Annotated in this window: 19 protein-coding genes, 1 tRNA gene and 1 rRNA gene; 12 read left to right on the forward strand and 9 right to left on the reverse strand. The window is 71.5% G+C overall.

Annotated features, from left to right (window positions below; all coding sequences use genetic code 11):
- Nucleotides 1-102: 102 nt before the first annotated feature.
- From IRQ30_RS12515 to IRQ30_RS12530, 4 genes are all read left to right on the forward strand, one after another.
- Nucleotides 103-261 (forward strand): hypothetical protein, encoded by a 159-nt coding sequence (locus IRQ30_RS12515; protein ID WP_193613176.1) that lies wholly within the window; start codon nt 103-105, stop codon nt 259-261.
- Nucleotides 258-503: an SH3 domain-containing protein gene (locus IRQ30_RS12520; RefSeq protein ID WP_193613177.1), complete on the forward strand. Its 246-nt coding sequence runs from the start codon at nt 258-260 to the stop codon at nt 501-503. The genes IRQ30_RS12515 and IRQ30_RS12520 overlap by 4 nt, the downstream gene beginning before the upstream one ends.
- A gap of 66 nt (nt 504-569) precedes the next feature.
- Nucleotides 570-1,271, forward strand: coding sequence for a thermonuclease family protein (locus tag IRQ30_RS12525; RefSeq protein ID WP_193613178.1), 702 nt, complete (start codon nt 570-572; stop codon nt 1,269-1,271).
- Between the two features lie 88 nt (nt 1,272-1,359).
- Nucleotides 1,360-1,617, forward strand: coding sequence for a DUF3263 domain-containing protein (locus IRQ30_RS12530; RefSeq protein WP_193613179.1), 258 nt, complete (start codon nt 1,360-1,362; stop codon nt 1,615-1,617).
- On the opposite strand, the gene IRQ30_RS12535 is transcribed toward IRQ30_RS12530, so the two are convergent.
- The 5 genes from IRQ30_RS12535 to IRQ30_RS12555 all read right to left on the reverse strand — a co-directional run bounded on the left by IRQ30_RS12535 (nt 1,614) and on the right by IRQ30_RS12555 (nt 5,443).
- On the reverse strand, nt 1,614-2,519 hold the full coding sequence (locus IRQ30_RS12535; protein ID WP_193613180.1) for a tyrosine-type recombinase/integrase: 906 nt from the start codon (nt 2,517-2,519) through the stop codon (nt 1,614-1,616). The genes IRQ30_RS12530 and IRQ30_RS12535 overlap by 4 nt on opposite strands.
- A gap of 90 nt (nt 2,520-2,609) precedes the next feature.
- Nucleotides 2,610-2,684, reverse strand: a tRNA-Val gene (locus tag IRQ30_RS12540).
- Between the two features lie 165 nt (nt 2,685-2,849).
- A complete protein-coding gene (locus IRQ30_RS12545; RefSeq protein ID WP_193609889.1) occupies nt 2,850-3,314 on the reverse strand; it encodes a peroxiredoxin in 465 nt (154 codons plus the stop codon).
- Nucleotides 3,311-4,930 (reverse strand): AMP-binding protein, encoded by a 1,620-nt coding sequence (locus IRQ30_RS12550; protein WP_193613181.1) that lies wholly within the window; start codon nt 4,928-4,930, stop codon nt 3,311-3,313. The genes IRQ30_RS12545 and IRQ30_RS12550 overlap by 4 nt, the downstream gene beginning before the upstream one ends.
- Before the next feature lie 72 nt (nt 4,931-5,002).
- Entirely contained in the window at nt 5,003-5,443 is a 441-nt protein-coding gene (locus IRQ30_RS12555) for a DUF3052 domain-containing protein (protein WP_134742453.1), read from the reverse strand.
- Between the two features lie 278 nt (nt 5,444-5,721).
- Here IRQ30_RS12555 and aceE point away from each other — a divergent pair, with 278 nt between their 5' ends.
- Complete coding sequence (aceE, locus tag IRQ30_RS12560) at nt 5,722-8,445, forward strand: pyruvate dehydrogenase (acetyl-transferring), homodimeric type (RefSeq protein WP_338089682.1); 2,724 nt, start codon at nt 5,722-5,724, stop codon at nt 8,443-8,445.
- A 220-nt stretch (nt 8,446-8,665) separates the two neighbouring features.
- Here aceE and IRQ30_RS12565 read toward each other — a convergent pair whose 3' ends face one another.
- On the reverse strand, nt 8,666-9,628 hold the full coding sequence (locus IRQ30_RS12565; protein WP_193613182.1) for an alpha/beta fold hydrolase: 963 nt from the start codon (nt 9,626-9,628) through the stop codon (nt 8,666-8,668).
- A gap of 176 nt (nt 9,629-9,804) precedes the next feature.
- On the opposite strand from IRQ30_RS12565, the gene IRQ30_RS12570 reads away from it, so the two are divergent.
- From IRQ30_RS12570 to IRQ30_RS12600, 7 genes are all read left to right on the forward strand, one after another.
- Entirely contained in the window at nt 9,805-11,022 is a 1,218-nt protein-coding gene (locus IRQ30_RS12570) for a PucR family transcriptional regulator (RefSeq protein WP_338089683.1), read from the forward strand.
- 78 nt (nt 11,023-11,100) lie between these two features.
- Nucleotides 11,101-12,285, forward strand: a complete 1,185-nt coding sequence (locus tag IRQ30_RS12575) for an acyltransferase domain-containing protein (protein ID WP_193613183.1) — start codon at nt 11,101-11,103, stop codon at nt 12,283-12,285.
- Nucleotides 12,285-13,286 (forward strand): beta-ketoacyl-ACP synthase III, encoded by a 1,002-nt coding sequence (locus tag IRQ30_RS12580; RefSeq protein WP_193613184.1) that lies wholly within the window; start codon nt 12,285-12,287, stop codon nt 13,284-13,286. Before IRQ30_RS12575 ends, IRQ30_RS12580 begins: the two co-directional genes overlap by 1 nt.
- Nucleotides 13,287-13,327: 41 nt before the next feature.
- Entirely contained in the window at nt 13,328-13,573 is a 246-nt protein-coding gene (locus tag IRQ30_RS12585; protein ID WP_134742449.1) for an acyl carrier protein, read from the forward strand.
- 11 nt (nt 13,574-13,584) lie between these two features.
- Nucleotides 13,585-14,838, forward strand: coding sequence for a beta-ketoacyl-[acyl-carrier-protein] synthase family protein (locus tag IRQ30_RS12590; RefSeq protein ID WP_193613185.1), 1,254 nt, complete (start codon nt 13,585-13,587; stop codon nt 14,836-14,838).
- On the forward strand, nt 14,838-16,280 hold the full coding sequence (locus IRQ30_RS12595) for an acyl-CoA carboxylase subunit beta (RefSeq protein ID WP_193613186.1): 1,443 nt from the start codon (nt 14,838-14,840) through the stop codon (nt 16,278-16,280). Before IRQ30_RS12590 ends, IRQ30_RS12595 begins: the two co-directional genes overlap by 1 nt.
- A gap of 32 nt (nt 16,281-16,312) precedes the next feature.
- A complete protein-coding gene (locus IRQ30_RS12600) occupies nt 16,313-16,786 on the forward strand; it encodes a hypothetical protein (RefSeq protein ID WP_193613187.1) in 474 nt (157 codons plus the stop codon).
- 34 nt (nt 16,787-16,820) lie between these two features.
- On the opposite strand, the gene IRQ30_RS12605 is transcribed toward IRQ30_RS12600, so the two are convergent.
- The 3 genes from IRQ30_RS12605 to rrf all read right to left on the reverse strand — a co-directional run bounded on the left by IRQ30_RS12605 (nt 16,821) and on the right by rrf (nt 18,653).
- Nucleotides 16,821-17,342: a DUF3145 domain-containing protein gene (locus IRQ30_RS12605; RefSeq protein WP_193609897.1), complete on the reverse strand. Its 522-nt coding sequence runs from the start codon at nt 17,340-17,342 to the stop codon at nt 16,821-16,823.
- 135 nt (nt 17,343-17,477) lie between these two features.
- Nucleotides 17,478-18,440 carry a tetratricopeptide repeat protein gene (locus tag IRQ30_RS12610; RefSeq protein ID WP_193613188.1) on the reverse strand — a complete coding sequence of 321 codons (963 nt, stop codon included), beginning with the start codon at nt 18,438-18,440 and terminating at the stop codon, nt 17,478-17,480.
- A 96-nt stretch (nt 18,441-18,536) separates the two neighbouring features.
- A 5S ribosomal RNA gene (gene rrf / locus IRQ30_RS12615) occupies nt 18,537-18,653 on the reverse strand.
- Nucleotides 18,654-18,825 lie beyond the last annotated feature (172 nt).

Consider the following 18,825-nt stretch of genomic DNA (forward strand, 5'->3'; position numbering starts at 1 on the left):
ACGACTTCCCCGCAAGGATCCATCCGCCCGGCGGCTGCCGTCATCCCCAGGTTGGGGGAAGCACGTGCAGGTGGCGTCGACGCCTCGTCCTACGCTCGGATCATGCAGCTGCACGCCTCCGCCCGCCCCGCCGACGACCAGACCGCCGAGCCCCACCGCTGGACCGTCACTGCCGACACCTACGACGACGCGCTCACCGAGGCGAAGGCCTCCGTTCCTGAGGGGTGGATCCTGCAGCACGTCCAGGTCGACCGCTCGTGACGTACCGCCGCTCCGACCCCTTCGACCCGCCCATGGTCGAGGTCCTGGAGGACGACCAGTGGTGGGACGGCCACGTCGAGGCCCAGGAGCAGCGCGAGGGCGTGTGGTGGGCGAAGGTCCGCTACCGCCGCGACGACGGCCAGCACGGCGCCTGGTTCCCCGCCGACCGGCTCCGTCCCGACGAGACCGACTGGTCCCGAGGCCGCGACAGCGCCGCCACTCCTTCGGGTGAAAATCCCTGATCGTCAGACAGTGACGACGACCACGCCTACGGTCACCGGATCAAGACCTCGACCTTGGGAGAGCACATGATCCGACGCACCACGGCCTACCTCGCCAGCCTCATCATCGCCCTGGCCGGCGCCCTCGCGCTCGTCTCCGCGCCGACCGCCCAGGCAGCCGACAAGGACTGCGGCGACTTCCCCAACCAGGCCGCCGCCCAGAACTTCTACATCAACAACGGCGGCCCCGACTCCGACCCACACGGCCTCGACTCCGAGGGCGACGGAGTCGCCTGCGAGTCCCTGCCCTGCCCCTGCTCCGACGACCAGGGCGGAGGAGGTGGCGGGAACGGCAACAACAACCCGCCCAAGGACCCCATCCTGAAGCAGAAGGCCCGCGTGCTGCGCGTCATCGACGGCGACACCGTCAAGGTCAAGCTCATCGGCGGCCCCAAGCGCGACGTCCGGATCCTCGGCATCGACACCCCCGAGGTCCACGGCGGTGTCGAGTGCGGCGGCCGGGTCGCCTCCAGGGCCGCGAAGAAGATGCTCCCCCGCGGCACCCGGGTCCTGCTGACCTCCGACCGCTCGCAGCGCCTGAAGGACCGCTACGGCCGGCTCCTGCGCTACATCGAGAAGGGCAAGACCGACATCGGCCGCAAGCAGCTGCGCCGCGGCAACGCCACCGTCTACGTCGTGGGCAAGCCCTTCAAGCGGGTCAAGACCTACCGCGCCACCCAGGCCTCGGCGAAGGTCAACAACGTCGGGATCTGGAAGAACTGCCGCTGATCCACTAGCCGCCTGTCCGGCCCCTTCCTGGCTCACGCCGGGGAGGGGCCGGACTGCTGTGTCGGCGGCGCCCCCTAGCCTCGCCCGCATGACGACCTGGGGGGCCGGACTAACTGTCCGCGAGCACATGACACTGCAGCTGGCGGGGCAGCGCTTCGCCTTCGAGGGCGTCCGCGTCACCAGGGCCCGCGACGAGCTCGGCTACTCCGAGACCCGCTTCTGGCAGGTCGTCGACGCCCTTCTCGAGCACCCCGGCGCGCTGGCCGCGCACCCGAGCCTCGTGCGCCGGCTGCAGCGCGTCCGTGACGCCCGCCGGGCCGCGCGCAGCGGCCGCGCCGCGTCCTAGAGGTTGTCCATCGGCGAGCGGCCCTTGTAGGCCTCCCTCGCCCGCTCCGCCCGTGTCGCCGCGGCGTACCGCGTGACCATCTGCCGCGACCGCCACCCCGCGAGCTCCATCAGGTCGCCCTCCGCCCCGCCCGCGCGCAGCCAGGCGTCAGCGAACCCGTGCCGGAACATGTGCGCGTGCAGCGCGGGGACCCCGGCCTGCGCGCCGCGGCGCTTCAGCATCTGGTGCACCCCGTTCGCCGTCATGGCGCGCCCGTCCTTGCCCGAGAGCCACAGCCACGGACCCTCGGCGTACGACTGCCGCCCCCGGACCCGGAGGTAGCGGTCGATCGCGCGCGCGGTCCGCGCCCCGAAGGGCAGCACCCGCTCCCGGTTGCCCTTCCCGGTGATGAGCAGCGTCCGGCCGCGCAGGTCGAGGTTCTCCAGCTTCGCGACCGCGATCTCGGAGAGCCGGGCGCCGGTGTCGGCGTAGAGCAGGATGATCGCTTGGTCGCGGCGGTCGACGAGGTAGGGCCCGTCGCAGGCCGCGATGACGGCCTTCAGCTGGTCGACGCTGAGGAACTCGACGACCTTCTCGGGCAGCGCGGGCGCCTTCACGACCGCCATCGGGTTGGCCGGGATCTCGCCTTCCTCGGCGGCCCAGGCGAAGAACGACCGCAGCCCGTTCCACCTGGTGCGCGACGTCGACGCGGACCGGGTCTCCTTGAGCTCGATGAGCCAGGTGCGGAGCAGCTCGGTGGTGATCCGGTCGGGGTCGGTGGGGTGGTCGCCGTCGATGAGCCACCGGACGAACAGGTGCAGGGAGTCGCGGTAGTTCCCCACGGTGCGGGGGCTCTTGGCCTCGGCCTCGAGGGTGAGGGTCCACGACTCGATGAGCGCGTGGAGCGCGGTCGGGTTCGGCATCTGCGGGGGGTCCTGACTATGTGGTCAACGAACGGTGTGCTTTCGCAAGCATGTTCGATGCCACCGACATAGCCGCTGGTCAGGAGGGTTTGGTGGGCGCAGAGGGGATCGAACCCCCGACCACCTCGTTGTAAGCGAGGGGCTCTACCGCTGAGCTATACGCCCGTGCTCGAAGCGGGAGCAGACTACGTGACGGCGGTCCGCCGTGCGAAAAGGTCCCGAAATGAGTTGAACCGCTGGCGTCTCGGGTCACCAGCGGTTCAACAGGAAAAATACTAGGGCTTTCCCCGGTGCTCCGTCACCCGTTCCGCGGAAATCGTCGAGAATTGTCTAGACGACCGCGGTGAGCTGCCGCAGGTGCTCCTCCAGGTCACGCCCCTGGGGCATCGCGTTGTGGGCGGCCCAGCGCACCACGCCGTCCTTGTCGATGACGTACGACGAGCGGTGGGCGGCGCCCGTGGTCTCGTCGAGCACGCCGTAGGCGCGGGCCACCTCGCCGTGCGGCCAGAAGTCGCTGAGCAGCGGGAAGTTCAGCCCGTCCTGGTCGGCGAAGGCCCGCAGCGCGAACATCGGGTCGCACGAGATCGCGAGCACCTCGGTGTCGAAGGTGAGGAAGTCGGCGAGCCGGTCGCGGATGCCGGCCATCTCGCCGGTGCAGACGCCCGAGAACGCGTAGGGGTAGAAGAAGATCGCGACCGCCTTGCTCCCCCGGTACGACGACAGCGTGACGTCCTGGCCGAACTGGTCGCGCAGCGTGAAGTCGGGCGCCTGCCCGCCGCACTCGATGCCGCTCATGAGTCCCTCTCGTCCTTCGCCAGCTCGCGCTTGAGCACCTTGCCCGTGGAGTTGCGGGGCAGCTCGTCGAGGAGCACCACCTCGCGGGGCACCTTGTAGCGGGCGAGGTTCTGCTTCACCCAGTCCTTGAGGTCGTCCTCGCCGACGGAGTCGTCGTCGACCACGACGAAGGCCTTGAGCCGCCTGCCGTACTCGTCGTCGTCGACCCCGACGGCGGCCGCCTCGACGACGTGGTCGTGACGGGCGAGGCAGTCCTCGACCTCCTTGGGGAAGACGTTCTCCCCACCGGAGACGATCATCTCGTCGTCGCGGCCCTCGACGTAGAGCCGGCCGTCCTCGCCGAAGCGTCCGACGTCTCCCGACGACATCAGCCCGTCGATCATGTCCTTGCCGCCACCGCCGGTGTAGCCCTCGAAGAGCAGGCTGTTGCCGACGAAGATCCGGCCCGACCGTCCCGCCGGGAGCTCCTGCCCGTCGTCGTCGACGACCTTCACGACCGTCGCGTGCGGCGGTCGGCCCGCCGACGACGGCGCCTCGCGGAGGTCCTCCGGCGTGGCGATCGAGGCCCACGCCACCTCGGTCGAGCCGTAGATGTTGTAGAGGTGGTCGCCGAAGCGGTCCATCCAGGCGAGGGCCAGGTCGCCGGGCAGCGCCGAGCCGGACGCGGCCACCACCTCGACCCTCGACAGGTCGTGGCCGGCCAGCGTCTCGCTCGGCAGCCCGAGGATCCGCTGCAGCATCACGGGGATGACGACGAGCGACTCGCAGCGCTCCGACTCCACGACGTCCAGGACGCCCTCGGGGTCGAACCTGCGGCGCAGCACCACGGTCGAGCCGAGCAGCATCGCCAGCGCGAGGTGGGCGAATCCCCAGGTGTGGAAGAGTGGCGCGGCGATGTGGGTGCGCCAGCCGGCGCGCAGCGGCATCCGCGACAGCAGGGAGACCGCGGCGTCGATGCCGGCCTCGCTGCGAGGTGCGCCCTTCGGCGTGCCCGTGGTGCCGGAGGTGAGGATCACGATGCGGCAGTGCCGGGACGGCGGGTCCAGGTCGTCGGGCGTCTCCGAGCAGATCAGCTCCTCGAGCGTGGGCGCGTCGACCTCGTCGGTGTCGGTCCAGGCGATCACGCGACGGCCGGAGTCGGCCTCGGCGAGCAGCTCGGTGAACTCCTCGTCGTGGATGACTACGGCCGGCTTCTCACGCTCGAGCACGTCGACGAGCTGGGGCCCGGCGAAGGCGGTGTTGAGGTAGAGCAGGTCGGCGCCCAGCTTGGCCACGGCGATGGTCGCGTCGACGAAGCCGCGGTGGTTGCGGCACATGAGGGCGACGGCGTCGCCCTCGCCGACGCCCTGGGCGCGCAGGGCGCGGGCCAGCGCGTTGGAGCGCTGGTGCAGCTCCCCGAACGTCAGCTCCCCCAGCTCGTCGACCAGACCGACCTGGTGCGGTGCCCGGACGGCGAGCGAGGCGAAGCCGCCCGCGGGTCCGGTCCCCCACGCGACGACGGTCCTCAGCAGACCGACGAGCACCCGCGGGGAGTAGGGCCGCACGATCCCGGAGCCCGCCAGCACCTGGGCGCTGACGCCGAGTGCGGACGCACGGAGAGCAAGCTTCTGGAGCACGGTGGGGTCCTAGCGGGAGACGACGGTCGCAGAGTACGACGGACCCGTGCGGCGCCACGCGCCAGGCTCGCCTCAGGCAGGGGTCTTGGGAGCGACGAGCCGCGTCGCGGCCCAGTCCTTGCTGACCGCGGCCGTGGTCGTCTGCGCGAGGCCGGCGACGGGCGCGGCCTCGGCGACCGTCGCGGCGTCGACCGCGTTGGGCCGGCCGATCTTGGGGGTGAGCAGCCAGATGGCGCCACCACCCACGAGGTCGGTGAGCGAGTCGACCAGGCCGTCGACCAAGTCGCCGTCCTCGCTGCGCCACCAGAGGATCACCGCGTCGACGACGTTGCCGTAGTCGGCATCCACCATGTCGGCGTCGAGGGCGTCCTCGATCGCGATCCGGAGGTCGTCGTCGGTGTCGTTGTCCCAGCCGAGCTCCTGGATGACCATGCCGGGCTTGAAGCCCAGGCGTTCGGCCGGTCCGGTGACAGAGCCTGTCTGGGTGGACCCGCCACCCGCGGTCGAGCTCACTGGTTCCTCCAGTCGTGGAAACGTCGGGGCCCGCCAGGCGGACCAAGTTGGGGAGTAGTCCACCGGAGTTGACGCAGGGGCGCAACCTCTGGCGGACGGCACGACCGTCTCATGGACACCCGCAGTCGCCCCAAAGGAGAGCGCGGGGCCGCTGCGAGGGGACGCCGGCCGGGACTACCCATGGGTAGATTTGGTTGCGCACCCCCACGTGGGACGATGGACGGGTGACCGAAGAAACACCCTCCACTTCAGGCACCCGCACCGGCACCACTCCCTCTGTGATCCACGAGGGACTGCCGACCCAGCTGCCGGACATCGACCCCGACGAGACCTCCGACTGGCTGGCGTCGTTCGACGACCTGGTCTCGGAGCGCGGCCGCGAGCGCGCCCGCTACGTCATGCTGCGACTCCTCGAGAGGGCCCGCGAGAGCAACGTCGGCGTCCCCGCGCTGCGCAGCACCGACTACATCAACACCATCCCGCCCGAGCGCGAGCCGTGGTTCCCCGGCGACCTCGAGGTGGAGCGGCGCATCCGCGCGTTCCTGCGCTGGAACGCCGCCGTCATGGTGTCGAGCGCCAACCGCAAGGGCCTGGAGGTCGGCGGCCACATCGCCACCTACCAGTCCTCCGCGAGCCTCTACGAGGTCGGCTTCAACCACTTCTTCCGCGGCAAGGACCACCCCGGCGGCGGCGACCAGATCTACATCCAGGGTCACGGCTCCCCGGGCGTCTACGCCCGCGCCTTCCTGGAGGGCCGCCTGAGCGAGGAGCAGCTCTACCGCTTCCGCCAGGAGGTCCAGCACGGCGCGGGCAAGGGCCTGCCGTCGTACCCCCACCCCCGCCTGATGCCGGAGTTCTGGGAGTTCCCCACGGTCTCCATGGGCCTGACCGGCATCAACTCGATCTACCAGGCGCGCTTCAACCGCTACCTCGCCAACCGCGGCGTCAAGGACACCAGCCAGCAGCACGTGTGGGCGTTCCTCGGTGACGGCGAGATGGCCGAGCCCGAGTCGCTGGGCGCCATCCGCGTCGCGGCGCGCGAGGAGCTCGACAACCTCACCTGGGTCATCAACTGCAACCTGCAGCAGCTCGACGGACCGGTCACCGGCAACGGCAAGATCATCCAGGAGCTCGAGGCCAACTTCCGCGGCGCCGGCTGGAACGTCATCAAGGTCGTCTGGGGCCAGGAGTGGGACCCGCTCCTGGCGCGCGACGTCGACGGGGTGCTCGTCAACAAGATGAACACCACGCCCGACGGCGCCTTCCAGACCTACTCGGTCGAGGACGGCGCCTACGTCCGGGAGAACTTCTTCGGAGGCGACCCGCGGCTGCGCAAGATGGTCGAGCACATGAGCGACCAGCAGATCCAGAAGCTGCCGCGCGGTGGCCACGACTACCGCAAGGTCTACGCCGCCTTCGACGCCGCCACCAAGCACGTCGGGCAGCCGACGGTGATCCTGGCCAAGACCATCAAGGGCTGGACGATCGACGCCCTCGAGGGCAAGAACGCCACGCACCAGATGAAGAAGCTGACGCCGGACGACCTCAAGAAGTTCCGCGACCGCCTCTACCTGCCGATCTCCGACCGCGACCTGGAGCGCTCCTACGAGGAGACCGGCGCCGCGCCGTTCTTCCACCCCGGCCAGGACTCCCCCGAGTTCGAGTACATGATGGAGCGCCGCAAGGCGCTCGGCGGGTCGGTCCCGAAGCGGGTGCTGCGCGCCAAGAACCTCACGCTCCCGGGCGACAAGGTCTACGCCGAGCTCAAGCAGGGCGGCGGCAAGCACTCGGTGGCGACCACGATGGCCGTCGTCCGTCTGCTCAAGGACTGGATGAAGGACCCGGAGATCGGCAAGCGCATCGTGCCGATCGCCCCGGACGAGTACCGCACCTTCGGCATGGACGCGATGTTCCCGTCCGCGAAGGTCTACAACCCCGGTGGCCAGCAGTACGAGTCGGTCGACCGCAACATGTTGCTTTCCTACAAGGAGTCGCAGCAGGGCCAGATGCTCCACGAGGGCATCTCCGAGGCCGGCGCCATGGCCTCGGCCACCGCGGCGGGATCGGCGTACTCCACGCACGGCGAGCACATGATCCCGTTCTACATCTTCTACTCGATGTTCGGGTTCCAGCGCACGGGCGACTCCATCTGGGCGATGGCCGACCAGCTCGCGCGCGGCTTCCTCATCGGCGCCACCGCGGGCCGCACCACGCTGACGGGCGAGGGCCTGCAGCACGCCGACGGCCACTCGCCGCTCCTCGCGGCGACGAACCCCGCGGTCGTCCACTACGACCCGGCGTTCGCCTACGAGGTCGCGCACATCATGAAGTCCGGCCTCGAGAGGATGTACGGCGAGCAGGCGGAGGACATCATCTTCTACCTCACCGTCTACAACGAGCCCGTGCACCAGCCCGCCGAGCCCGAGGGCGTCGACGCCGAAGGCATCCTGCGTGGCATCCACAAGGTCGCGGACGCCGAGGGCGACGGGCCGCGCGTGCAGCTGCTGGCCTCCGGCGTCGGCTTCCCGTGGATCGCCAAGGCGGCCGACCTGCTCCGCGAGGAGTGGGGCGTGCAGGCCGACACCTGGTCGGTGACCTCGTGGAACGAGCTGGCCCGCGACGCCGTCCAGGCCGAGGAGTGGAACCTCCTCAACCCCGGCGAGGAGGCACGCACGGCCTACGTCAGCGACAAGCTGGCCGACGTCAGCGGCCCCGTCGTGGCCGTGTCCGACTACATGTGCGCGGTGCCGCTGCAGATCGCGCGCTGGGTCCCCGGCGACTACCGCGTCCTGGGCGCCGACGGCTTCGGCTTCGCCGACACCCGCCCGGCCGCCCGTCGCTTCTTCCACATCGACGCGGAGTCCGTCGTCGTCCAGGCCCTCCAGGCCCTGGCCGACGCCGGCGAGATCGACCGCGACGTCGTGGTGAAGGCCTCCGAGAAGTACCGCATCGACGACCCGACCGCGGTCGCCGGCGTCAAGCAGGAGGGCGGCGACGCCTAGCTCGTCCCCGCCCCACCGCTGGCCCGTCAGGATCCGTCCTGCCGGGCCAGCGTCATTTGCGGCCCCGTCTCCGGTGGTCGAGCAGCGAGGAGCGCTAGCGACGAGCGCCCGTCGAGACCCCGTGAGCCGCACGCCCTCCGTGCTCAACCCCCGGACTCCCCGGTGGTTGAGGAAGGCGCGCTAGCGCCGGTCTCGAAACCCCGTGAGCCGACAAGCAGCCCTATGCGCTGGTGATGTCCGTGACGGTGGCGACGGGGCTGACCGGGCCCTGGGGACCGACCTGCCCGTTGCGGAGCAGACCGCGCCACTTGGCCCGACTGTAGGACGCCGGCTGGCTGCTGCGGATGAACTCGTGGAGCACCTTGGCGAAGCGCTCGGGGTGGTCCTTGTGCGGGAAGTGGCCGGCGTTGGGGATGACCTCGACGCGCGCCTTGGGCGCGAGCGCGGCGGCGTTGCTGGCGTGCCGGACCGGGATGACCTTGTCGTCGCGGCCCCACACGACGCACATCGGCATCGCGTCCGTGAGGTAGGCGCGGTCGGCCATGGTGACGATCTGGCCCTCCCAGTCGACGACCGCGCGCACGACGTGCCGGATGGCGGCACGGGCCGCGGGGTCCTTGAAGGAGTCGTAGATCTCGGCGACCTCGCGCAGGTCGCGGGTGAGCTTCCAGCCGGTGCCGTCGAGGGCGCGCATCCCGGCGAGCCCGACGTGCCGGACGCCCGGGAGCGTGAGCACGCCCATGAGCTGGTGGTAGCCCGGCGTGGTGATGGCCCGGATGAACGTCGACACCTCGGGGCCGAGGCCGCCGGAGGCGACGAGGACCATCCGCTCGGTGCGCTCGGGGAACTGGTAGGCGAACTGCATCGCGACGCCGCCGCCGAAGCTGTGCCCCACGACGGTGACCTTGTCGACGCCGAGCACGGTGAGCAGGTCGCGCATGCCGTTGGCGTAGCCGCCGAGGCTGTAGTCCGCGCGCGGCTTGTCGGACTGCCCGTGGCCCAGCAGGTCGGGCGCGATCACCGTGTAGCGCTTGGCCAGCGTCGAGATGACCGGCTCCCACGTGGTGTGGTCGCAGCCGAGCCCGTGGAGCAGCAGCAGCGCCGGCCCCTGCCCCACCTTCACGTAGGCGCGACGGTGCCCGTGGATCGAGACGAACTGCACCTCGTGCTGGGGTCCCCCCACCGGAGCCTCCTCGGTTCGGCGTTGTCCAGGATTCAACCAGAGGACGACCCCCGTCGGTAGGGCGGCTACCTCCAGAATCCCGCAATTTCCCGTGCAGGACGGGGGTTTCGCGCTTCTCCCCGCCGCGCTTCCCCCGGTGGGGTGAGAGCAGCTGGGCGACGGCCTAGGCTCCTTGCGTGCCCCCACGCTCCACCAGCAACCCCCGCGCGCGCGCCGCGACCGCGCTGCGCCGCTCGACGGGCGCCCTGAGCACCGCCGCCATGGCCCGCATGGAGGCCGACATGGCGTGGTTCCGCGAGCTGAGCGCGGAGGACCGGTCCTGGGTCGCGGCCATCATCCAGGCCGGCATCAAGGGCTTCGTGGACTGGTACCCCTCGGACGACGCGGCCGCCGAGAGCGGGGGCACCGCGCTGGCCTCCTCCGTCTTCGGAGCCGCCCCGCGGGCGCTGGCCGGGGTCATCACCCTGCAGCAGACCGTCGACCTGGTGCGGCTCTCCATCGAGGTGGTCGAGAGCAACATCGACGACGTCCTCGAACCGGAGGACGCACCCGCCGTCCATGCCGCCGTGATGCGCTACGCGCGCGAGGTCGCCTTCGCCACGGCGGAGGTCTACGCCCGGGCGGCGGAGTCGCGCGGTGCGTGGGACGCGCGGCTCGAGGCCCTGGTGATCGACGCGGTGCTGCGCGCCGAGACCGACGAGTCGGTGCTCTCGCGGGCCAGCGCCGTCGGCTGGGGCGCGAGCGGGCGCGTTGCGGTGGTGCTCGCGGCGATGCCCGAGCGCCGCACCGAGACCGACCTCTTCCAGGAGGTACGCCGCCGGGCGCGCGTCGCCGGCCTCGACGCGCTGTGCGCGGTGCAGGGCGACCGCCTGGTGGTGCTGCTCGGCGGGGTGGACGACGAGAAGCGGGCGGCCGAGCCGCTCGTGGACCTGGTGGCGGAGGGTCCGATCGTGGTGGGGCCGGTGACCGAGGACCTCAGCCACGCGTACCTGTCCGCGCGGGCCGCGCTCTCGGCCTACCGCGCCGCCTCGGGCTGGCCCGAGGCTCCGCGGCCGGTCCGCAGCAGCGACCTGCTCCCCGAGCGGGTGCTGGCCGGTGACGGTCACGCCCGGCGGCACCTGGTCGAGGAGGTCTACGTGCCGCTGCTGCGGGCGCGCGGCACCCTGATCGAGACGCTGGCGGCGTACTTCGCCACCGGGTCCTCGCTCGAGGCGACCGCGCGGGCGCTCTTCGTGCACGCCAACACCGTGCGCTACCGGCTCGGCCAGGTGGCCGACGCGACCGGCTACACGCCGTCGGTGCCACGCGACGCCCTGGCGCTGCAGATCGCGCTGGTGCTGGGCCGCCAGTCGGGCCGCCAGTCGGGCGGGGAGCCGGGCCCCGCGAAACTGTAGGAACCCTACAAACCTCGCGGGCCTCTTTGGTGGGTGCCGCAGACGCGGTCGGCACCCGTCTCCGGGCACAGTGGACACGTGCTCGTCATCGTCGCCCCCGGCCAGGGGGCCCAGACCCCCGGCTTCCTCACGCCCTGGCTCGAGGACACCGTCTTCGCCTCCCGCATCGCCTGGCTCTCCGCCGTCGCCGGCCTCGACCTGGCCCACTACGGCACCGAGGCCGACGCCGACGCCATCCGCGACACCAAGGTGGCCCAGCCCCTGCTGGTCGCCACCGGCCTGATCGCCGCCCTCGAGCTCTTCCCGCACCCGATGGACGCCTTCGAGCGCGTCGGGGCGGTGGCCGGCCACAGCGTCGGCGAGCTGGCCGCCGCCGCCGGTGCCCGCACGATCACCGCCGAGCAGGCGATGGTCCTCGTCCGCGAGCGAGGCCTCGCGATGGCGCGGGCGGCTGCGACGACGCCCACCGGCATGACCGCCGTCCTCGGCGGCGACCGCGACGAGGTCCTCGCCGCGATCGCCCAGCACGGCCTCACCCCCGCCAACGACAACGGCCCTGGCCAGATCGTCGCCGCCGGCACCATGGAGCAGCTCGCGGCCTTCGCCGAGGCGCCGCCCGCCAAGGCCCGCCTGATGCCGCTCAAGGTCGCCGGCGCCTTCCACACCGAGCACATGGCGCCCGCCGTGGGCCACGTCGCCGCGCTGGCCCGCTCGGTCTCGGTCCACGACCCCCGCATCCCGGTGATCTCCAACAGGGACGGCCACGTGATCCACGACGGCGCGGAGGTGCTGCGCCGCATCGTGGGCCAGATCGCCAACCCGGTCCGTTGGGACCTGTGCCTCGACACGATGTCCGACCTCGGCGTGACCGGCATCCTCGAGATGCCCCCCGCCGGCACCCTCACGGGCATCGCCAAGCGCGCGCTCAAGGGGGTCGAGACCTTCGCCCTCAAGACGCCCGACCAGCTCGACGACGCCCGTGCGTTCTGCGACAAGCACGGCGAGGGCTCGTTGATGAACACCACGCCCACCTGGCGCATGGTGGTCTCCCCCAGCAAGGGCACCTTCCACCTCGACCCCGACGCGGCCCGGGCCGACGTCCTCGAGGCCGGCGCCACGCTGGGCGACGTCGCCAGCACCCGCGACCGGATCGTCATCACCTCCGCCCACGGCGGCGAGATCGTCGAGTGGCTCGTCGAGGACGGCGACATCGTCTCCCCCGGCCAGCCGCTCGTCCGCATCCACCCGGTGGGGAGCTACTGATGGCCACGCTCACGACCACCACCGGCACGTCGCACGCCGCGATCCTCGGCGTCGGCGCCTACCGCCCCACCCGGATCGTCCCCAACTCCGAGATCGTGGACGCGATCGAGTCGAGCGACGAGTGGGTCCAGCAGCGCTCGGGCATCAAGGAGCGGCGCATCGCCGGCGACGACGAGACCGTGCAGTCCATGTCGGTGGCCGCCTCGCGGATCGCCCTGGAGCGCGCGGGCGTCGAGGCCCGCCAGATCGACTGCGTCGTGGTGGCGACCGTCAGCCACATGATGCAGACCCCCGCCATCGCCACGGCGATCGCGCACGAGCTCGGCACCGAGCACGCGGCGGCGTTCGACATCTCCGCCGCCTGCGCCGGGTTCTGCCACGCCGTCGGCATGGCCAACGACTTCATCCGCGGCGGCACCGCCCAGCACGTCCTGGTGATCGGCGTCGAGAAGCTGTCCGACATCACCGACTTCACCGACCGCGGCACCGCCTTCATCTTCGCCGACGGCGCCGGCGCCGTCGTGATCGGCCCGAGCGAGACGCCCGGCATCGGCCCGGTCGTCTGGGGCTCCGAGGGCGAGCACTTCGACCACATCCGGCAGGTCGAGGACTGGCGCGACGTCATCGCCAGCGACAAGCCCTCGATGCCGCACCTCACGATGCAGGGCAACGCCGTCTTCCGCTGGGCGGCGTTCTCCATGGCCAAGGTCGGCCAGGAGGCCCTCGACCGCGCCGGTGTCTCCGCCGACGAGCTCGACTGCTTCGTCCCCCACCAGGCCAACATGCGCATCATCGACGCCCTGGCCCGCTCCATGAAGCTGCCCGACACCGTCAAGATCGCCCGCGACATCGCCCAGATGGGCAACACCTCGGCGGCGTCCGTGCCGATGGCCCTGGAGCGGATGATCGCCGACGGCGAGGCCACGTCCGGCGACACCGCGCTGCTCATCGCCTTCGGCGCCGGCCTGGCCTACGCGGCCCAGGTCGTCGTCGTCCCCTGATCGCACCACCCCACCACCCCACCGAAGAGAAGGAAGCCCACATGGCAACCACCGAAGAGATCCGCTCCGACCTGGCCGAGATCGTCAACGAGGTCGCCGGCATCGACGCCGACGACGTCCAGCTCGACAAGTCCTTCGTGGACGACCTCGACGTCGACTCGCTCTCCATGGTCGAGGTCGTCGTGGCCGCCGAGGAGAAGTTCGGCGTCTCGATCCCCGACGACGAGGTCAAGAACCTCAAGACCGTCGGTGACGCTGTCGCGTTCATCGAGCGCGCCCAGGCCTGAGAGAGCACATCATGAGCAACCGCATCCGAGTCGTGGTCACCGGTCTGGGCACCACCAGCCCCGTCGGCGGTGACGTCGAGAGCACGTGGGAGTCCCTGGTCGCGGGGCGCTCCGGCATCCGTGAGCTGACCGACGAGTGGGCTGCGGAGATGCCGGTCCGGATCGCCGGCCGCGTGGCCGTCGAACCGACCGAGGTCATCGAGCGCGTCAAGGCACGCCGCCTGGACCGGTCCTCGCAGCTGGCCATGGTCGCTGCCATGGAGGCCTGGCGTCACGCCGGCCTCGAGGGCTCCGTCCAGGACGGCACCGTCGACGGCGACCGCGTCGGCGTGGCGATGGCCTCGGGCATCGGCGGCGTCAACACGCTGCTGGCCAACTACGACATCCTGAAGGAGAAGGGACCCCGTCGGGTCTCCCCCCTCGCGGTGCCGATGCTGATGCCCAACGCCCCCGCGGCCAACATCAGCCTGTACGTCGGAGCGCGGGCGGCGGTCAACACGCCGGTCTCCGCCTGCGCCTCGGGCAACGAGGGCATCGCCCTCGCGCTCGACCAGATCCGCCTCGGCCGGGCCGACGTCGTCGTGGCCGGCGGCACGGAGGCGGCGATCCACCCGCTGCCGATGGCCGCCTTCGCCAACATGATGGCGCTGTCCAAGAACGCCGGCGACCCCACCACGGTCTCGCGCCCGTGGGACACCGGTCGCGACGGGTTCGTGCTCGGCGAGGGTGCCGGCGTGCTGGTGCTGGAGTCCGAGGAGCACGCCCGTGCCCGTGGCGCCACCATCTACGCCGAGGTCCTCGGGGCCGGCATCACCGCCGACTCCCACGACATCGCCCAGCCCGACCCGGCGGGCCGCGGCGGCTCGCGCGCCATCCTGCGCGCGCTCGCCGAGGCCGACATCTCCCCGAGCGACATCTTCCACGTCAACGCGCACGCCACGTCGACGCCCCTGGGCGACATCGCCGAGGGCCTGATGCTGCACGCCACGCTCGGCGGCCACGTCGACAACGTCGTGGTCACCAGCACGAAGTCGATGACCGGCCATCTCCTCGGAGGAGCCGGTGCGCTCGAGTCGATCGCCACGGTGCTGGCGCTGCACCACCGCGTCGTGCCCCCGACGATCAACCTCGACGACCTCGACCCGCAGGTGGAGCTCGACATCGCCACGAAGCCGCGCGACCTGCCCTCGGGCGACATCGCGGCGCTCAACAACTCCTTCGGCTTCGGTGGCGCCAACGTCGCCGTCGCCTTCGGTTCGGTCTGATGAGCACGCCCACGGCGGAGCGGGTCCCCAAGCCCGTCAAGGTCCCTCGCGAGGAGGACCCGCGCAACCCGGTCACCCGGCTGCGCGCCCTGATGGACGACGGCACGCTCGAGCTGATCACGCCGGACGACGACTCCGGGATGATCGCCGCGATCGGCCTGGTCGACGGCACCCGGGTGGTGGCCTTCTGCTCGGACGCCACCGTCATGGGCGGCGCGATGGGCGACGTCGGCTGCCGCGTGGTCGTCGACGCCTACCACCGCGCGATGACCGACCAGCTCCCCATCATCGGTCTGTGGCACTCCGGCGGGGCGCGCCTCGCCGAGGGCGTCCTGTCGCTGCACGCCGTGGGCCGGATCTTCCACGTCATGACCCAGGCCTCGGGCAAGATCCCCCAGATCTCCGTCGTCCTGGGCCCGGCCGCCGGCGGCGCCGCCTACGGGCCGGCCCTGACCGACGTGGTGATCCTCGGACCGGAGGGCCGGATCTTCGTGACCGGCCCCGACGTCGTCCGCTCCGTCACGGGCGAGGCCGTCGACATGCTGCGCCTGGGCGGACCCGAGCCGCACGGCCGCCGCTCCGGTGTCGTCCACATCCTGGCCGACACCGAGCAGGACGCCCTCGCCCGCGCCCGCGACGTCGCGTCGCTGCTCGGCTCGCAGGGCAGCCTGCGCGTCGACGACGTCGAGGACCGCGACCTCGAGTCGATGCTGCCCGAGTCCAAGAAGCGCGCCTACGACGTGCACCCCCTGGTCGACTCCGTCCTCGACGAGGGCACCACCCAGGAGCTGCACGCCCGGTGGGCGCCCAACATCGTGACCGCCCTCGGCCGCTTCGGCGGCCGGACGGTCGGCGTCGTGGCCAACAACCCGTTGCGCCTCGGCGGCTGCCTGGACTCCCTGTCGGCCGAGAAGGCCTCCCGCTTCGTGCGCATGTGCGACGCGTTCGGCGTGCCGCTGATCGTCCTGGTCGACGTTCCGGGCTACCTGCCCGGCGTGGGCCAGGAGTGGGACGGCGTCGTCCGCCGGGGTGCGAAGCTGCTGCACGCCTTCGGCGAGTGCGTGGTCCCCCGAGTGACGCTGGTGACCCGCAAGACCTACGGCGGCGCCTACATCGCCATGAACGCCCGCTCGCTCGGCGCCACCAAGGTGTTCGCCTGGCCCGGTGCCGAGGTGGCCGTCATGGGCGCGGTCGCCGCCGTGCGCATCCTGCACCGGCGCAAGCTGGCCGAGGTGTCGGCCGACATCCGCCCGCAGGTCGAGGCCGAGCTGGCCGCCGAGCACGAGCGCATCGCCGGAGGCGTCGAGAAGGCCGTCGAGATCGGCGTCGTCGACGAGGTCGTCACCCCCGACCGCACCCGCTCGGCCATCGCGCGGGCCATCGACGAGGCCGTGCAGACGCACGGCGTGCTGCACGGCGACCACGGCAACATCCCGCTCTGAGCCGTAACCGGGCGCGTGGCGCGACGTTGTAGATGACGTCCGTCACACGCCCGGAGGCCTCGATGCTGCGCACCGTCCTGCTCGCCCTCATCGGGCTCACCCTGGGCCTGGGGGTGCTCGTCGCGCCCTCCTCTGCCGCGACGGCCACCGCGCCGCGGACCACGACCGGCTACGAGCCCACCTGGGGACGCACCAGCGCTCCGAACCAGACCTTGCGACGTGGGTGCCGCAACTATCGTCTCTCCTACCGGGTCACGCCTCCGGGGTCGCGATGGACCGCCGAGCTGCGGGTGCTCTCACCACGTGGCCGCTCGGTCGCCGCGCGGACCCTGGTCTCGGAGAAGGACGCGGCCGCCGGCGTGCGGCGCTTCCAGCTGTGCCGCGCCACCGTCGCGCCCGGCCGGTTCACCATCCGGATGCTCGTCACCAGCTATGCGGACCGCTACGACGACGGCAGCGTCGCCCGCGTGGCGCCCTCGCACTTCCGGCTCCGCCGGCCCCGGTAGCCCCAGGACGGCAAGCCGCTGCCTAGCGCGCTGCTCAGACCACCTGGTGGAGCCAGCGCACGGGTGCGCCGTCGCCGGCGTGGCGGAACGTCTCCAGCTCGTCGTCCCAGGGCTTGCCCAGCAGGCGGTCGATCTCGAGCAGGAGCGTCGTGTCGCCGAGCGCGGCCTTGACGACCGCGGCCTTGAGCCGGTCCTCGGGGATCATGATGTCGCCGTGCAGGCCGGTCACGGCGTGGAAGACGCCGAGCTCGGGGGTGTAGGAGAAGCGGGTGCCCTCCGTCGCCGACGTGGGCTCCTCGGTCACCTCGAAGCGCAGGTGGTTCCAGCCGCGCAGGGCCGAGGCGATCTGGGCGGCCGATCCGGCCGACCCGGCCCAGGACAGCTCGGCGCGATAGGCGCCGGACTGCGCGGGCTGCGGGGTCCACGAGAGGTTCACGGCGACGCCGAGGACGCCCCCGACCGCCCACTCGATGTGGGGGCACAACGCGGAGGGCGCTGAGTGGACGTAGAGAACGCCCCTCGTCGCCGCGTGGGTGGCAGTGCGTGTGGTCACCATGACCTCCTTCATCGTCGGCGCGAGCTACGCCTTCCCCAGCGGTCTCGCTTCGATGAACGATCAGTCGTGTGACACGTGTGTAGTTAGAGCCCCATTGTGACTCATGAGGCGGCTCAGCACCAGCGGAAGCGCGAATCAGACCCCGAGGCGCTTCTCCAGGGCCTCGGCCCGCTCGGCGGCGTCGGTCATCTCGTCGCTGTCCACGGCGTGCGTGCGGTGGAACCACGTCAGCGCGTCGGTCTCCCGACCGGCGGCCTCGAGGATGTCCGCGTAGGCGTAGCGCAGCCGGGTGACCCACGGAGCGCGGCTCTTGGAGGTCAGGGGGGCCAGCTCGAGCGTGCGGAGCGCGGCGTCGAGCTGACCCATGTCGCGTCGGGCGCCGGCCTCGACGATCGTCATCTCCGCCTTGGCCTCCGGCGCGAAGTTGGCGACCGACGGGCTCTTCGCCAGCTTGAGCGCCTGCTCGGGGTTGCCGAGCGCGCGATGGCAGTCCGCCATGATGGGCAGGTACGCCGTGGCGCCGTTCATGCGCTTGGCCGCACGCAGCTCCGCGAGAGCCTCCGCGTAGCGACCGGCGGCGTAGGCCGCCTCACCGGCGGCCTCGCGCACGACGGCCAGCCGCGGAGCCCGGGCGCGGGCAGCCAGCGTGTGCTGGTAGGCCGTCTCGGGGTCCGTGTCGACCAGCAGGCCGGCCGCCACCATGTGGCGGGCCACCCGGTTGGCGAGCTTCTCGGGCAGGCCCTTGAGCTGCGCGCCGATGGCACGGTCCAGCTCCTCGCCCGTCACCTCGGCCGGCAGGTCGGGACCGTCGTAGAGCGCCTGCTCCTGCGTGCGCGGGGCCTGGTCGTCCGAGGAGCGCTTCCAGTCACCCGCGCGGGGCGGGCGCCCCTGTCCGGAGCCCTGGCGCGATCCGCTCGGCTTGCCGCCGCTGCGGCGCTCACCCGTGGGCTTGCCGCCCGTGCGCCGGTCCCCCGACGCCGACGAGCGGCCGCCGGCGGCCTTGCCCGAGGACGGCTTGCCCGAGGACGGCTTCCCGGAGGAGGGTCGCCCTCCCCCGGTGCTACGAGCGGGCCGTTGGCCTCGACGATCCTCAGCCACGATGACTCATCCCTTTCGGCTGCGACCGTCCCGGCCGCGTGAACATGTGTGAAATAGCGTAGAGGCCACCATGACGGTGGCCTCTACGAGGTGTTTGTCCGGCGGCGTCCTACTCTCCCACAGCCTCTCGGTTGCAGTACCATTGGCGCTGGCAGGCTTAACTTCCGGGTTCGGGATGGGTCCGGGTGTTTCCCTGCCGCTATGGCCGCCGTAACTCTATGACCCCAGTATGCCCGTGTGGGTGTCACCAGACCGCCTCCCATGAAGGGGGGGTGGTGGTGACCACGGGTGGGGTGGTCTTGTAGTGGACGCGAACACGCAGGGTGTCTTGTGGTTTTGGTTGAGGGTTTGTGGGGCAAGCCCTCGGCCTATTAGTACCGGTCGG

Source organism: Nocardioides lijunqiniae (assembly GCF_015024225.1).
Taxonomy (GTDB): Bacteria; Actinomycetota; Actinomycetes; order Propionibacteriales; family Nocardioidaceae; genus Nocardioides; species Nocardioides lijunqiniae.